The following is a 14239-nucleotide window of genomic DNA, read 5'->3' as shown; positions in this document are numbered from 1 at the left end:
GGGCTCAGGGGGTGGGCATCAGCTCGGCCACCAGCAGGTGATCCTGCTGGCTCATCTGCCAGCGTGGCAGGCGCTGGCGCAAGGCGGCGAGCTCGGCCTCCCCCAGCGCATAGGGCAGGGTGACGTGCAGGCAGTGGCAATCCAGCATGGCCGCCAACTGCATCATCAGGGCGAGGTTCGCCTCGTCGCTCTTGTGCTTGTTGATGCGCTTGCCGAGCTCGTGGCGAAAGTGGGTCTCGGGATCCTGGGTCATCGCCTGCCAGCCGTAACCAAAGAGCGGGATGAAGGCGCTGACGATGCCAAGGGCGGTGAGGGGCCGTTTGGGCGGGTGATAGAGGGCATTGAGATCCAGCAGGATGGGGCTTTGATGGGGCTCACGACTGCCGGATAAAATAGTATTGCTCATTGGATTACCCTGTTGATTCCTCTAGACTTCGCCGCATATTTGACCTGACATGCCAACGAGGTGCTGATGCTAAGCGATATCGAGATCTCCCGCCAGTCCCCCCGCCTGCCCATCGCCGAGGTGGCAGCACAGCTCGGCATAGCGGCCGCCCATCTCCACCCCCACGGCCATTACAAGGGCAAACTCGACCTCGCGCTGCTCCATCACGCCACCACCCGCGAGCCCGGCAAGCTGGTGCTGGTGAGCGCTATCACGCCCACCCCCCTTGGGGAGGGCAAGACGGTCACCACGATCGGCCTCTCCATGGGGCTCAACCACATCGGCCAGCCCAGCATAGCCACCATTCGCCAGCCGAGCCTCGGCCCCGTCTTCGGGGTCAAGGGGGGCGCCGCCGGGGGCGGCATGGCCCAGGTGGTGCCGATGGAGGAGATGAACCTGCACCTCACTGGGGATTTTCACGCCCTCACCGCCGCCCACAACCTGGCCTCTGCCGCCCTGGATGCCCGCCTGTTCCATGAACGCAAACTCGGTGACCAGTTCAGCGCCAGAACCGGTCTGGCGCGGCTCGATATCGACCCGGCCAACATCCTCTGGCCCCGCACCCTGGACATGAACGACCGGGCGCTTCGCCACCTCACCCTCGGCCAGGGCGGCGCTGCCGATGGTGTCGAGCGCCCCGATCGCTTCGTCATCACCGCCGCCTCCGAGCTGATGGCCATTCTGGCCCTGGCCAGGGATCTCAAGGACTTGCGCGCGCGTATCGGCCGCATCCAGCTCGCCCTCGACCAGCGCGGCCAACCCGTGACCGCCGAGCAGCTGGAAGTGGCGGGGGCCATGACGGTGCTGCTCAAAGAGGCCCTCAAGCCCACCCTGATGCAGACCACGGAGCAGACCCCTGTGCTGGTCCACGCCGGCCCCTTTGCCAACATCGCCCACGGCAACTCCTCCGTCATCGCCGATCGCATGGCGCTGGGTCTTGCCGACTATGTGGTGACCGAGGCGGGTTTTGGCTCCGACATGGGGCTGGAGAAGTTCTTCAACATCAAGTATCGCCAATCCGGCCTTCCCCCTGCCTGCGTGGTGCTGGTGGCCACGGTGCGCGGCCTCAAGGCCAACAGCGGCCTGCTCGACATCCGGCCGGGCCAGCCGCTGCCGGCCAGCCTGCAAGGGGAAGATCTGCCCACCCTGACAGCGGGGTGCGCCAACCTCGCCTGGCATATTCACAACGCCCGCCGTTACGGGGTGCCCGTGGTGGTCGCCATCAACCGCTTCCCCACCGACAGCGACGCCGAGCTGGCCCTGCTGGAGGAGGCGGCGCGCCAGGCCGGTGCCTGTGGGGTCGCCCTCTCCCGGGCCTTCACTGACGGTGGCGCGGGCGCGGCGGATCTGGCTCACGCCGTGGTGGCGGCCTGCAAGCAGCCCAGTGAGGTCAGGCTGCTCTACCCCGATGAGATGAGCCTTGCCGCCAAGCTCGCCACCCTGGTGGAGTGCGGCTATGGCGGCCGGGGCGTCACCCTCTCGGACAAGGCGCGCCAGCAACTGGCCAGACTCTCGGCAGAGGGCCAGGATCACCTGCCCGTCTGCATGGCCAAGACGCCGCTCTCCATCAGCCATGACCCCGCCAGGAAGGGCGTGCCGACGGGCTTCGAGGTGCCCATCGAGGAGGTGAAACTCTGCGCGGGGGCAGGCTTCGTCTATGCCCTGGCGGGCCCCATCATGACCATGCCGGGCTTGGGCAGTCTGCCGGCCTATCGCCATATCGACATCAACGATGACGGCGACATTGTCGGCCTGAGCTGACGTACAGGCTGGCAGCCTGCCGTCCCTGAACACCATATCGACATCGACGATGACGGGGAGATTGTCGGCCTGAGCTGACGGCGCCCAGGTCCAGCCAGAAACAACAAGGCCCCGCCGATTGGCGGGGCCTTGTTGTGCGTATCAGAACGCCATCAGTAGTGGAAGCGCCCCAGCTTGCTCATGACCGTCTCGGTCAACCCGTGCATCTGCTTGCTCTGGGCATCCTGCTCCCGGGCCACCCGGGTGGAGGCGCTCACCAGCTCGTGGATGTTGCTGACGTTCTGGTTAATCTCCTCGCTCACCTTGGATTGCTGCTCGGCGGCGCTCGCAATCTGCGTCGCCATGTCCTGGATACGGTCGGCGGCCTGCACTATGGTCGCCAGCTCGCTTACCGCCTGCTCGGCATCACGCAGCGCCAGGCTGCTCAACTGGCGCCCCTCTGTCATGGTGTCGACTGCGGCACGCGTGGTATCCCGCAGCCTGTCTATCATCTGCTGGATCTCCTGGGTCGAGGCCCGGGTCTTGGAGGCCAGGGTACGCACCTCGTCGGCCACCACGGCGAAACCGCGACCATGTTCACCGGCCCGTGCCGCCTCGATGGCTGCATTCAGCGCCAGCAGGTTGGTCTGCTCAGAGATGGTCCGGATCACATCCAGGATGCTGCCAATCTGCACCCCCTGCTGCTGCAAGGCGGTGATCCTGTCCGACACCTCGCTGACCTGGGCACTCAACTGGCGGATGCCGTTGGCAGAGGCGCTCACCACCTGCTGACCCTTGTGCACCGCATGACGGGTCTCATCCACCGCCTGGGCCGTGATCTGGGCGCTGCTGGAGACGGAGTCTGCGGTCGATGACATTTCATGGATGGCCGTGGCCACCAGCTCGACCTGCTCCAGCTGGTGATGGCTGTTCGCCAGCCCCTGCTGGGCCTGCCTGGCCGAGTTCACCGCCGCCTGCTGCAACTCGTGCACGCTGGTGGCGGTGTCGCTCACTATGCCCTGCACGGTCGCGACGAACTGGTTGATCCCCTCCGCCAGCACCCCGGTCTCATCGCGCCGGTGCTGGGTCAGCCGCTGGGTCAGATCCCCTCCGGCGCTGGAGAGACGCGCCACCATGCGAGCCGTCTCCTGCACCGGCCGGGAGATGGACCCTGCCGCGAAAGCGAGCCCGACCAGACCGATACCCGCCACCAGGATGCCCACCATCAGCTGGGTCCAGACCCCCTTGCCAAAGGCCTCGGCACGGGCCTGCGCCATCCGCTCGTACTCGGCATAGAGGGCGCTGCCCGGCACCTCGATGGCGATCCCCCAGGCCTGTGTGACCTTGTTGAGGCTGATGGGTGCGAAGACCCTCAAGCCATCGGCGTGCTCGTCGCTGCCCCTCTCGCCACGTTGCAACTGGGCCAGCAAGGATGGATCCTGCAAGCGCTGCCCTACCCCGTCGCCATCGCGGGAGTCGGCGGCGATGATGCCCATGGGGCTGATGATGCGCACCCTGCCCTGCCCGTCGAATACCCGTCGGCTGATGTCAGCGGCCAGCCGTTGCAGGTAGTTGAGGGAGTAGTCGATGCCCACCATGCCGAGGTATTGATCCCCGTTCAGCACTGGCACCACGAAGGAGGTGAGCAGGGTGGGCTGGCCGTTGACCTGGTAGACGGAGGGGTCGACGGCGCAGCTTGCCTTGCTCTCCTGCGGGCAAAGATACCACTCGGAGGCCCGGATCCCGGTCGCGCTCGGCGTCTTGCTGTAGAAATCCCCCAGGGGTTTGAGGTCAAAACCGGCCGGGCCGCGGCTCCAGTAGGGGGCGAAGTTGCCCGATGCCTGGCTATGCCGCCCATCACCGGTATGGAGCGCATCCTGACCGTCGAAACGATCCGCCTCCCAGCCACTGTAGATGCTGAGGAAATCCGGGTTGCGATCCCCTATATCCTTGAGCAGGGCCGTGACCTCGTCCCGATCGAGAGGCTCGGACTGATGGACATTGCCCGCCAGCAGTGCCGCCAGGGTTTCGGCCGCATCCAGCGCCAGTTCGAAGGAGCGTGCCACCTCGCTCGCCTGACCATCCGCCAGGGTCAGCAGCCACTGCCTGGCCTGCTGGCGGGCCGCGTCGTGGCTCTCCTGCTGGATCTTCTCCTGCATGCTGGCCAGGGAAACATAGCTGTAACCCACCACGCTGAGGACGGTGGTCAGCAGGATGCAACCCGCAAAGAACATGACTTGATACTTGATGGAACGGAACATGACGGATGGTGGGTCTCTTGAGCCAAAAAAGGGGGGCATCATACGGGCTCGCAAACAGGTCGCAAACGGCCCTGCATGAAATTAATCGCCGATTTGTGAGCGAATTCGAACATCCGGCCTGTCATCCCCCCATCCGGTAGGTGACGGGGCAGGCGGGCCGGTTGAAACGGGCACAGGGAGGGCGATGACAAACAACAAGGCCCCGCCGATTGGCGGGGCCTTCTGCGCTGTGCCGGGTGGCAGCAAGACTCAGAGGGTGAAACGCTGGGTCATATGGTGCAGGGTATTGGCCAGCTTGCTCAGCTCGACACAGGCCTGGGCGGTCTGCTGCGCCCCCTGGGCATTCTCGTCGGCGGCGGTGTGGATCTTGACGATGCTGCGATTGAGCTCCTCGGTGACCGCGTTCTGCTGCTCGGTGGCGGTGGCTATCAGGGTGTTCATGTCGGTGATCTGGGTGACGGCACCGTTGATGCTGTCGATGCTGCTCCCCGCCTCCCGCGCCAGCTCCACGCTCTCCTGCATCTGCTGACGGCTCAGCTGCATGGCGCTGCCCGCCTCGGCGGTGCGCTCCTGAAGCACCTCGATCATCTTGCTGATCTCGGCGGTGGATGCCTGGGTACGCTGGGCCAGACTGCGCACCTCGTCCGCCACCACCGCAAAGCCACGACCCTGCTCGCCGGCACGGGCCGCTTCGATGGCCGCGTTGAGGGCCAGCAGGTTGGTCTGCTCGGCGATGCCGCGAATCACGTCCAGCACCATGCTGATGCTGGCGCTGTCGGTCTCCAGTTGCTGCACCACGCTCCCGGCCTGCTCTATCTGACGGGAGACCTGCTCTATGCTGCCGATGGCGCTGCGCACCACCTGGTTGCCCTGGGTGGAGGTGCGGGAAGCCTGCTTGGCCGCCCCCATGGCGTCCGTGGTGTTGCGAGCCACCTCATTGACGGTGGACTGCATCTCGTTCATGGCGGTGGCGACCTGAGAGACCTCTCCCTGCTGGCTTGCCATGCCTTTGGCGGACTGCTCGGAGATGGCGCTCACCTCCTCTACCGCGCTGCTGAGCTGGCTCACCGAGCCGGAGATTTCGCTCACCAGCTCTGCCAGTGCCCCCTGCATCCGGTCGATGGCCGACCCCAGCTGACCCAGCTCGTCGCGGTTGAAGCGGTTGCCGCGGACCCACTCCTGCAGCTCGCCCCGGCCGAGATCGCCGCTCGCGATGCGCTGGGCCTGACGGGCCAGCATGATGAGCGGGTCGCGGATCTGGCGGGTCAGCACCACCGAGAGGGCGACAACCAGGGCCAGGCCTATCACCAGGGCCAGGGTCACGCTCAGTTTGGCGCTGTCAAAGGCGTCCACCACCTCGGCACGGGAGCCCACGGAGTAGCCGTGGTTGATGCGGATAAGCTCACCCACCGACTTGGTCAGATTGGTATAGAGGGTGACCCCCTCCCCCATGAAGAGGTGCTGGGCTTCGGCCATCTGTCCCGAGTCCTGCATCTGCCGGATGCGCTGGTGCAGGGCGACATATCGCTCCCAGTCCGCCTTGACGATGTCAAAGGCTCGGCGCTCCTCCCGATCCTCCGCCCAGATGGTGCCATCGTGGGCCACTATCTGGCGCGCAGCCTCTTGCAGGCTCTTCTCGCTCTCGTTGCGATAGCGGGCCTTCTGTTGGGCATCGTCCGCCACCAGGAAGACATCCAGTTCGTAGCGGCGCAGGGCATTGATGGTCTCGCCGAGGGTGCTGGTGCGCACGACGGCGGGCAGGATACTGTCGGTAAAGCCGATGGCGGCGCGGTTCATCTTGCTGAATTCAAACAGCGAGAAGCCGCCGATAAAGGCCATCATCAGGCCGAGTACGGCAAAGCCGGCGGTAAGTTTTTTGCCTATCGTCATGGTGTTCATGGCATGTCCTGCATGGGGAAAACAAGTGGCATTGCTGGGCGCAGGCCTGGCCTGCGCCTTCACTACCCTCCTTGGCAGCACATCTCGTCCCTGTCGGCGCGCACAAGGGCGGGCCCGGGGTGTCGGCGTCAACCAGACCGTCCGACAACACGGAGAGCCATAGCGACCGGCACGGTCACAACTTTAGGTATTTTTCAAAAAAAGTGAGGAAAAGGAGACGGGGCCTGTCGGCGACAGCCCCCGGGAGCACTACCCTTTCAGACCACCGAGGAACTCGGCGCGGGTGTCGGGCTGGGTCTTGAAGACGCCGCCCAGGGAGGTGGTGGTGGTGTAGGAGGTGGAGTCCATCACGCCACGGGCCTTCACGCAGAAGTGGGTCGCCTTGATGCTGATGGCCACGTCCCTGGTGCCAAGCAGGGTCTGCAACGCCAGCAGGATCTGCTGGGTCAGCCGCTCCTGTACCTGGGGGCGGCGGGCGAAGAACTGCACGATGCGGTTGATCTTCGACAGGCCAATCACCTTGCCGCGGGGAATGTAGGCCACGTGGGCAAAGCCGTCTATGGTGACGAAGTGGTGCTCGCAGGTGCTGGTGAGGCTGATGTCCCGCACCATGATCATCTCGTCCACCTTCATCTTGTTCTCGATCACCGTCACCTTGGGGAAGGTGGCATAGTCGAGGCCGGAGAAGATCTCGTTCACGTACATCTTGGCAATGCGGTGCGGGGTCTCGGCCAGACTGTCGTCGGCCAGATCCAGTCCCAGCGTCTCCATGATGGCGCGCATATGACCTTCGATTTTTTCCTTTTTCTGCTGGCCGCTCAATTCATTGGCCACCAGAGGTGTCTCAAGGCCCTCGGCCTCGAGCGCCGCCCTGACCAACAGGGCTTCCTGGCTTAAGCTCGTCATCGTGTTTCTCTCCCACGCTCAGGGACTGTGCTGGCCTGCGGCATGGTGCCGCGGCGCAATCTTACAGGGCGATTATTGTCATAATTCTGTCTAACTCAAGCCCGGTGCCCGACTTTATGCCAAACCACCCCGTTTTGTCCGCACCGGCCTGCCCATTCGGGGGCAAGGCGCACGGCCGTGCCGCCTCTTCCCCAGCCACCATCTCGCACAAGCCTCGCTCTGGTTACCCATCAGGAGGTAATTCAACGGGATAGCGCCCCATAATCCGATCACTCCGGGGCATCTGCCCCCCATTACCGCACCTTCGGCCTGCCCATCGGAGCGGATTTTTGGGATAATCCGCCCCCTACACACCAGAGAGGTCATGATGATGGGATTCGATACCGGTGCACTCCTCCCCTTGGACAAGGCCCTGCAAGGGATGCTGGAACAACTCACCTGCTGCTGCGAGACGGAGCAGTTGCCCCTGCCCCAGGCGCTGGATCGGATCCTGGCCGAGGAGATAAGCTCCCCCCTCTTCGTCCCCCCCTTCGACAACGCCGCCATGGACGGCTATGCCGTGCGCCTGGCGGATCTCGCCGCCGGGGTGCCGCTCCCCGTGGCGGGCAAGGCCTTTGCGGGCCAGCCCTATGAGGGGGAGTGGCCCGCCGGCCACTGCATCCGCATCATGACCGGGGCCCCTGTGCCCCCGGGTGCTGACGCAGTGGTGATGCAGGAAGAAACGCAAGCCGGCGACAACGGGATCACTTTCCTGACCCGCCCCGTTGCTGGCCAGAACATCCGTCGCCGCGGCGAGGACCTGGCGCAGGGTGACAGGGTGCTCGAAAGCGGCCTGCGCCTGAGCCCCAGAGAGCTGCCGCTGCTCGCCTCCCTTGGCATCGCGAGCGTCACGGTGCGCCGTCCCCTCAGGGTCGCCATCTTCAGCACAGGGGACGAGCTCAAGCCTCTGGGCACCCCGCTCCAGCACGGGGACATCTACGACTCCAACCGCTACGGGGTCAAGGCGATGCTGAACCGCATGGGCTGTGAGTGCCTGGACCTTGGCATCATCCCCGACGATCCGGCGGCCCTGCGCGCCGCCTTCTTGCAGGCCGACCGCGAGGCCGATGCCCTGATCACCACCGGGGGAGTCTCGGTGGGGGAAGCGGACTTCACCAAGCAACTGCTCGAAGAGCTCGGGGAAATTGGCTTCTGGAAGCTCGCCATCAAGCCGGGCAAACCCTTCGCCTTTGGCCGGTTGCCAAACGCCTGGTTCTTCGGTCTGCCGGGCAACCCGGTCTCCGCCATGGTCACCTTCGATCAGCTGGTGCAACCGGCCCTGGCCAGACTGGCCGGTCAGCAGTTTGCACGCCCGCACCCCCTCCAGGCCCTGGCGACAGAGGCGCTCAAGAAGAGCCCGGGGCGCCTGGACTTCCAGCGCGGCATCCTGAGCGTGGGCCCGAATGGCCTCGAGGTACGCAGCACCGGCTCCCAGGACTCCGGGGTGTTCAGCTCCCTGTCCCGGGCCAACTGCTACATCGTGCTCGAGCAGGAGCGCGGCAAGGTGGCCGCCGGTGAGACGGTCACCGTCGAGCCCTTCTCGGGGCTGCTGCTGTGAGCGAGATCCTGAGCGACGCCGAGCTCCTTCGCTACAACCGCCAGATCGTGCTCAAATCCTTCGACTTCGAGGGGCAGGAGGCGCTCAAGCAATCACGCGTACTGGTCATCGGCGCCGGGGGCCTGGGCTGCGCCGCCAGCCAGTATCTGGCGGTGGCCGGGGTCGGCCACCTCACCCTGGTGGATTTCGATCGGGTGGAGCTCTCCAATTTGCAGCGCCAGGTGCTGCATAGCGATGAGCGCATCGGCCAGCTCAAGGTGGAGTCCGCGGCGACGTCCCTGCGCGCCCTCACCCCCTGGCTCGAGGTGGAGACCCACGCCGCCCTCGCCGATGAGGCGCTGCTCGATGCCCTGCTGCCAGGTCATCAGCTGGTGCTCGACTGCACCGACAACGTCGCCATCCGCAACCTCCTCAACCAGCGCGCCCGCCAGCACAAGGTGCCCCTGGTCAGCGGCGCCGCCATCCGGCTGGAAGGGCAGCTTTGCAGCTTCACCTGGCAGGAGGATGAACCCTGCTACGCCTGTCTCAGCACCCTCTTTGGCGATCAGGCCCTCACCTGTGTCGAGGCGGGGGTGCTGGCCCCCGTGGTGGGGCTGGTGGGCAGCCTGCAGGCGCTCGAAGCCATCAAGCTGCTGGCGGGCATGGGCAAAAGCTACAGCGGCCGCCTGCTGATGATCGACGGTCTGGGTGGCAGCTTTCGCGAGCTGAAGCTTCCCAAGCGCCCCGACTGCCCGGTCTGCTCAAGGCCCTGAGCTGCGCCCACAAAAAAGCCGAACCCCGGGGTTCGGCTTTTTTCATTGGGCTGCGGGTGGTCACAAAGGGCCTAGAAGATCCCCTTCGCCTTGACCTTCTTCATGCTCGCCACCTGGTTCGAGAGATCTTCGATGAGGGGCTCGGCCAGCTCGGACGAGCCGGACGCCCGGGCGGGCTGGCTGGCCAGGCGCTGGATCAGACGGTGCTGCTCGCGAATGAGCCGGGACTGCTCCTCCAGTTGGCGGGAGAGCAGCTGGATGCTGCCCGCAAGGGGGGCCAGATCCGCCTCTCCCCCCGCCGTCGGCAGCTTGCCCGCGATGGCCTCTGCCAGCAGATCGTGATCGAGCGGGGCCGGCAACCCCTGCTTCAACTCGTCCCAGAGCCCGGTGGGCTGCTGCTCGCCGATGCGGCTTACAATCTCGTCCACCAGGCTGTCCGGAAGTGGCGCCGCCGCCTGCTGACCCAGACGCTGAACGATTTCATCCGCCAGCCCCCGGTTGTCTCCCTGCCCCAGCTGGGGAGCCAGCCTGGCCACGATTTCATCGATCAGGGTATCGGTCGCCACGGGCGCACTCCCTTCCCCCAGATCGAAGCCGCAACTGGCGAAGACATGGCGCAGGGTCGAGAGGTTCACCTGCTCTGGGCCGAAGGCATTGGCCATCCCCTTGCACAGGCTCGGTGCCAGCACGTACAGGAACATGCCGCTCAGGTAGATGTCCTTGTGAAAACGGCTCTTGGAGAAGTCGAACTCCTCCACATCGTCCTGGATCTTGCGCGCCCGCTGATACCAGCTTTGCAAGATCCCGGCCGCATAGCGATCAGACTCCAGCGCACCCGGATCCATGAAGATGGAGAAGGTCATGCGCTTGAGTTGACTACTCATCGCCGACCTCGGCCATCACGGACGCCTCACGGTACACCTCTTCCTCTTCCGTGGTGTAGAGGCAGATCTCCCGCGCCAGGGCGGACTGGGCATCGTCCAGCAGCTCCACCCGCTCCCCCAGGGTCGGATAGGCAGCCTTGATGGCATCGACAATCAGGGACGCGCCGCCACCGACCAGATAGATCCGGTTCGGGTTCTTGGCGAACTTCTTCGCCTCGTGGGCCACCTGGGATCCCAGCTCGTCGATCTTGTTCTGCATCTTTTCGAGGATCTTCGGGATCTGGCTCTCGTCGTTGACCACGTCACGCACGAAGCTCATGTCGTGGCGGCGCTTGATGAATTCGTTGGCCACCAGATAGCTCGAATCGCTGTCTGCCGCCGCCAGCGCCTTGCGGGTCGCGTCGGTTACCATGGAGACGCCGATCTCGTTGTTGCCATACACATCGGAAACGTCGTCAAACTCGCCGACGATGATCCCCATATCGAGGGTGGTGCCACCGCAGTCGATCACCAGCGTCTTGGTGAACTCGTTGCAGCCCGAGCCAATCAGGCGGGAGAGCGCCGCCGGCAGGCTTTCCGGCATCACCTCCACGCTGACGATGTTGAACAGCTCACCCTTGTTGAGGCTGATGGCCCGCATCAGGTTGCGGCGCTTCTTCTCGATCTTCTCCTCGTTGCGCTGACAGTCATCCGGGTTGTAGAACTCGGTGATGGGCAGGGTCACGGTGATGGCCACATCGCAGGGGGTCACGCCGGTCTGCAACAGGGCATGGTGCACGGAGAGCAGGTTGAGATCGTCGTACTGGTACTCCACGTGGGTGGTGGCCAGGGACTTGTCGGAGGTGGCGTCGTAGGTGTACTTGGTGTTGCCTATCTCGTAGTTGTAGATCTTCTTGTCCTTGCGCAAGGCGGCACTCTTCCAATCCTTGCGAAAGGAGTTGGGGGAGATGATGGTCTTGAGCACCTTGTTCTCAATCCAGCTCACCTTGACGTTGGTTGAACCATCGTCGATGGCCATTTTCATTACTTCAGACATGAGGAAATACCTGTTCAATAGGGCAAGATGGGTCCGATTGCCTTGCCATCTGCCACTGGCAAGGCGATCGGACCAATACATACACGGGGGATCAAGGTCAAAAGGCGACAAGTCTAATGGGTTTCTAAAATCCGGTGAAGCAAATGATTGAACCCGGCGGGATCTTCCGCCGGCCAGGCGTGGTGACCATCCGGGGTGTGGATGGTGGCATTGGGCAGGGAGGCGAACTGCTCCACCCGCCGCGCCAGGGGCAGATAGTCGTGACTGGTGGAGATGATGGCCACCGGCTGCCAGAGGGTGCCGAGACGAGCCCGCACCGACCAGCCGGGCAGCGCCTCCAGCAGCGCCTTGTAGGTCTTCTTTTTGTTGCGCACGAAGCGCCCCCGGAAGGTGTGGCGCACCTGGGCGAGATCGGGGCCGGGAAAGAGCTCGCGACCGAGCCACCACGCCAGCGGCCGCATGCCGAACCAGCGCAGCCACTTGAGGCGCATGGCATAGCGCTCCTGCTCCTTTGGCGTCTCCAGCAGAAATTCGCTGAAGCCGTTGATCAGCACCAGCCCCTGCACCTTGTGGGGCAGTTGCAGCGCCAGCTCCAGCGCCACCATGGCACCGAGCGACAACCCCACTACCCAGGCAGGCTCGGGCTGCTCGTCGAGCCAGCGGGCCACGTCCGCCGCCAGGGTGGGCACGTCAAAGGGCCCCTCCTGCATGCTCTGGCCGTGGCCGCGCAAGTCCATGGCCACCACCCGGTAGCGCTCGGAAAAACGCTCGATCTGCGCCTGCCAGTCGAGGCTGGAAGAGCCCAGCCCGTGCAGCAAGAGCAGCAAGGGCCCCTCCCCTGCACTGCGCAGGGCCAAGCCATGGGATTTCATTACCTGATTGCGACGCACCCGTCCCCCCTTTCTCGACGCCATGCCAGCCACTCATGGCCAGCCAATCCGAACTCCGATCCCCTGCCTACCCCTCTCCTACCAGGCTCACCGCCTTGATGTAGGCGTAGAGGCGCATGGCCGGCGTCAGGGCGAGCCGCTGCGCGGAGCGGCTGGTGATCCGGGCCAGCAGTATCTGCTGCCCGAGAGCCAACTGCAACAGGGTCTGCCCGGGTCGCACCTCCCGCACCTCCAGCAGCCGGGTCTCGAGGCAGTTGGAGAGGCTGGAGTGCACGATGGGCTCGGTGGCGATCACCAGATCCCGCGCCGCCACCTTGATCTGCAAGGGGCCTGCTTCATCGGGGGCATGCTCCATGGTCACCATCAGGGCCTGCTCCCCGAGTCGCAGGGTCGCCATCTGCTCGTGCTCGTCGTAGTGGGCCAGGGTCGCCGAGAGCATGACCCCGACGTCGTCGCGACTGGCCAGCGACAGGTCGGTGCGGGCGAAGATCTCTTCGGGGGTGCCCTGGGCCTCCACCCGTCCCTCTGCCAGCAGCACCAGTCCATCGCAGAGCAGGCTCACCTCCTCCATGGCGTGGCTGACGAAGATCATGGGGATGCCGCTCTCCTGCTGCAAGCCCTTGAGCACGTGGACCTGATGGATGCGGCTGCGCCTGTCCAGCGCCGAGAAGGGTTCATCCAGCAGCAGCAAGTCGGGCTCAGCCAGCAAGGCCCTGGCCAGTGCCACCCGCTGACGCTGACCGCCGGAGAGGCCGTGGGCCGGTTGCCCCAGCAGCTCGGCAAAGCCGAGGCGCGCAGCCAGATCCTCTGGCTGCCAGCGCCCCCTCCCCTTGCGAGCCGCCAGTTGCAGGTTGCCGAGCACGCTCAGGTGGGGGAAGAGACGAGCATCCTGAAACACCAGCCCGATGCGCCGCGCCTCGGGGGGCAGGGTTGCAAGCTCGCGCCCCTGCCAGCGCAGGGCATCGCCCGGGGCCTTGTCGAGCCCGGCGATGATGCGCAGCAGGGTGCTCTTGCCACAGCCCGAAGGACCGAACAGGCCGAGGATGCGGCTGGGGGGCAACGCCAGATCGCACGCCAGGGTGAAGGGGCCGAAATCACGTCTGGCCTTGAGGTAGAGGCTCATCCGAACAGCCTCCGTTGCCGACGTTGCAGCACGCCGTAGACCAGCACCAGCATCACCAGGGAGAAGCCCATCAGGCCGCCTGCCAGAATATGGGCATTCTGGTAATCCATCGCCTCCACGTGATCAAACAGGGCGATGGAGAGCACCTGGGTCTCCCCGGGAATGTTGCCGCCGATCATCAGCACCACCCCGAACTCCCCCAGGGTGTGGGCAAAGCCCAGCGCCGCCGCCATCACGAAGCTGGGCAGCGTCATCGGCAGGATGATGCGAAAGAAGCGCTCAAACGGGCCCATCCCCAGGGTGGCAGCAGCCTCCAGCTCCTTGTTGCCCATGTTGACGAAGGCGGAGGTGAGGGGCTGTACCACGAAGGGGAGCGAATAGATGACGGAGGCGATGAGCAGGCCGAGGAAACTGAAGGCGAGCGGGGTCCCGAAGGTCTCCCGCCACCAGTCACCGAGGCCGTACTCCGGGGAGAAGGCCAGCAGCAGATAGAAACCGAGCACGGTGGGCGGCAGCACCAGCGGCAGGGCCACCATGGCCTCCACCAGGGGGCGCAGCCGGTGCTGGCTGCGAGACAGCCACCAGGCGAGCGGCGGCGACAGCAGCAGCAGGATGGCAGTGGTGCTGGCCGCCAGTTTCAGGGTCAGCCAGACCGCCAGCAGATCCCCTTCACTCATAGGGTCCCCTCTCGGGTGTCGATAAAAAA

The 14239-nt window shown here is 65.0% G+C and carries 12 protein-coding genes; 3 read left to right on the top strand and 9 right to left on the bottom strand.

The window, feature by feature from the left end; translation table 11 throughout:
- Window positions 1–4: 4 nt before the first annotated feature.
- The gene (locus ACVDHI_RS03650; protein ID WP_010674174.1) at window positions 5–406 is read right to left on the bottom strand and encodes a hypothetical protein; all 402 of its coding nucleotides are present in this window, start codon (window positions 404–406) and stop codon (window positions 5–7) included.
- 66 nt (window positions 407–472) lie between these two features.
- On the opposite strand from ACVDHI_RS03650, the gene ACVDHI_RS03645 reads away from it, so the two are divergent.
- Window positions 473–2206, top strand: coding sequence for a formate--tetrahydrofolate ligase (locus ACVDHI_RS03645; RefSeq protein ID WP_447211704.1), 1734 nt, complete (start codon window positions 473–475; stop codon window positions 2204–2206).
- A 152-nt stretch (window positions 2207–2358) separates the two neighbouring features.
- On the opposite strand, the gene ACVDHI_RS03640 is transcribed toward ACVDHI_RS03645, so the two are convergent.
- From ACVDHI_RS03640 to folE, 3 genes are all read right to left on the bottom strand, one after another.
- Window positions 2359–4446: a methyl-accepting chemotaxis protein gene (locus ACVDHI_RS03640; protein WP_447211703.1), complete on the bottom strand. Its 2088-nt coding sequence runs from the start codon at window positions 4444–4446 to the stop codon at window positions 2359–2361.
- Between the two features lie 249 nt (window positions 4447–4695).
- Window positions 4696–6345: a methyl-accepting chemotaxis protein gene (locus tag ACVDHI_RS03635; RefSeq protein WP_042882553.1), complete on the bottom strand. Its 1650-nt coding sequence runs from the start codon at window positions 6343–6345 to the stop codon at window positions 4696–4698.
- A gap of 249 nt (window positions 6346–6594) precedes the next feature.
- Window positions 6595–7251, bottom strand: coding sequence for a GTP cyclohydrolase I FolE (gene folE, locus ACVDHI_RS03630; protein WP_010674171.1), 657 nt, complete (start codon window positions 7249–7251; stop codon window positions 6595–6597).
- Window positions 7252–7621: 370 nt separating this feature from the next.
- Here folE and moeA point away from each other — a divergent pair, with 370 nt between their 5' ends.
- Both moeA and moeB read left to right on the top strand, forming a co-directional pair.
- On the top strand, window positions 7622–8848 hold the full coding sequence (gene moeA / locus ACVDHI_RS03625; protein ID WP_447211868.1) for a molybdopterin molybdotransferase MoeA: 1227 nt from the start codon (window positions 7622–7624) through the stop codon (window positions 8846–8848).
- A complete protein-coding gene (gene moeB / locus ACVDHI_RS03620) occupies window positions 8845–9600 on the top strand; it encodes a molybdopterin-synthase adenylyltransferase MoeB (protein WP_109112507.1) in 756 nt (251 codons plus the stop codon). The genes moeA and moeB overlap by 4 nt, the downstream gene beginning before the upstream one ends.
- A gap of 71 nt (window positions 9601–9671) precedes the next feature.
- On the opposite strand, the gene ACVDHI_RS03615 is transcribed toward moeB, so the two are convergent.
- The 5 genes from ACVDHI_RS03615 to modB all read right to left on the bottom strand — a co-directional run bounded on the left by ACVDHI_RS03615 (window position 9672) and on the right by modB (window position 14210).
- On the bottom strand, window positions 9672–10484 hold the full coding sequence (locus ACVDHI_RS03615; RefSeq protein ID WP_232090071.1) for a hypothetical protein: 813 nt from the start codon (window positions 10482–10484) through the stop codon (window positions 9672–9674).
- Window positions 10477–11520 carry a plasmid segregation protein ParM domain-containing protein gene (gene parM / locus ACVDHI_RS03610; protein WP_447211702.1) on the bottom strand — a complete coding sequence of 348 codons (1044 nt, stop codon included), beginning with the start codon at window positions 11518–11520 and terminating at the stop codon, window positions 10477–10479. Before parM ends, ACVDHI_RS03615 begins: the two co-directional genes overlap by 8 nt.
- 113 nt (window positions 11521–11633) lie before the next feature.
- Complete coding sequence (locus tag ACVDHI_RS03605; RefSeq protein ID WP_324058621.1) at window positions 11634–12410, bottom strand: alpha/beta fold hydrolase; 777 nt, start codon at window positions 12408–12410, stop codon at window positions 11634–11636.
- A gap of 67 nt (window positions 12411–12477) precedes the next feature.
- Window positions 12478–13533: a molybdenum ABC transporter ATP-binding protein gene (gene modC, locus ACVDHI_RS03600; RefSeq protein ID WP_447211701.1), complete on the bottom strand. Its 1056-nt coding sequence runs from the start codon at window positions 13531–13533 to the stop codon at window positions 12478–12480.
- A complete protein-coding gene (gene modB, locus ACVDHI_RS03595) occupies window positions 13530–14210 on the bottom strand; it encodes a molybdate ABC transporter permease subunit (RefSeq protein ID WP_183148714.1) in 681 nt (226 codons plus the stop codon). Before modB ends, modC begins: the two co-directional genes overlap by 4 nt.
- Window positions 14211–14239 lie beyond the last annotated feature (29 nt).

This window comes from Aeromonas sp. 25-248 (genome assembly GCF_053005425.1).
This window is presented reverse-complemented; position numbering and strand designations above follow the sequence as displayed.

Excerpts from the sequence above, each read along its gene's own strand:
- ACVDHI_RS03650 (WP_010674174.1), bottom strand. The coding sequence starts at position 406 with ATGAGCAATACTATTTTATCCGGCAGTCGTGAGCCCCATCAAAGCCCC.
- ACVDHI_RS03645 (WP_447211704.1), top strand. The coding sequence starts at position 473 with ATGCTAAGCGATATCGAGATCTCCCGCCAGTCCCCCCGCCTGCCCATC.
- ACVDHI_RS03640 (WP_447211703.1), bottom strand. The coding sequence starts at position 4,446 with ATGTTCCGTTCCATCAAGTATCAAGTCATGTTCTTTGCGGGTTGCATC.
- ACVDHI_RS03635 (WP_042882553.1), bottom strand. The coding sequence starts at position 6,345 with ATGAACACCATGACGATAGGCAAAAAACTTACCGCCGGCTTTGCCGTA.
- folE (WP_010674171.1), bottom strand. The coding sequence starts at position 7,251 with ATGACGAGCTTAAGCCAGGAAGCCCTGTTGGTCAGGGCGGCGCTCGAG.
- moeA (WP_447211868.1), top strand. The coding sequence starts at position 7,622 with ATGGGATTCGATACCGGTGCACTCCTCCCCTTGGACAAGGCCCTGCAA.
- ACVDHI_RS03615 (WP_232090071.1), bottom strand. The coding sequence starts at position 10,484 with ATGAGTAGTCAACTCAAGCGCATGACCTTCTCCATCTTCATGGATCCG.
- parM (WP_447211702.1), bottom strand. The coding sequence starts at position 11,520 with ATGTCTGAAGTAATGAAAATGGCCATCGACGATGGTTCAACCAACGTC.
- modC (WP_447211701.1), bottom strand. The coding sequence starts at position 13,533 with ATGAGCCTCTACCTCAAGGCCAGACGTGATTTCGGCCCCTTCACCCTG.
- modB (WP_183148714.1), bottom strand. The coding sequence starts at position 14,210 with ATGAGTGAAGGGGATCTGCTGGCGGTCTGGCTGACCCTGAAACTGGCG.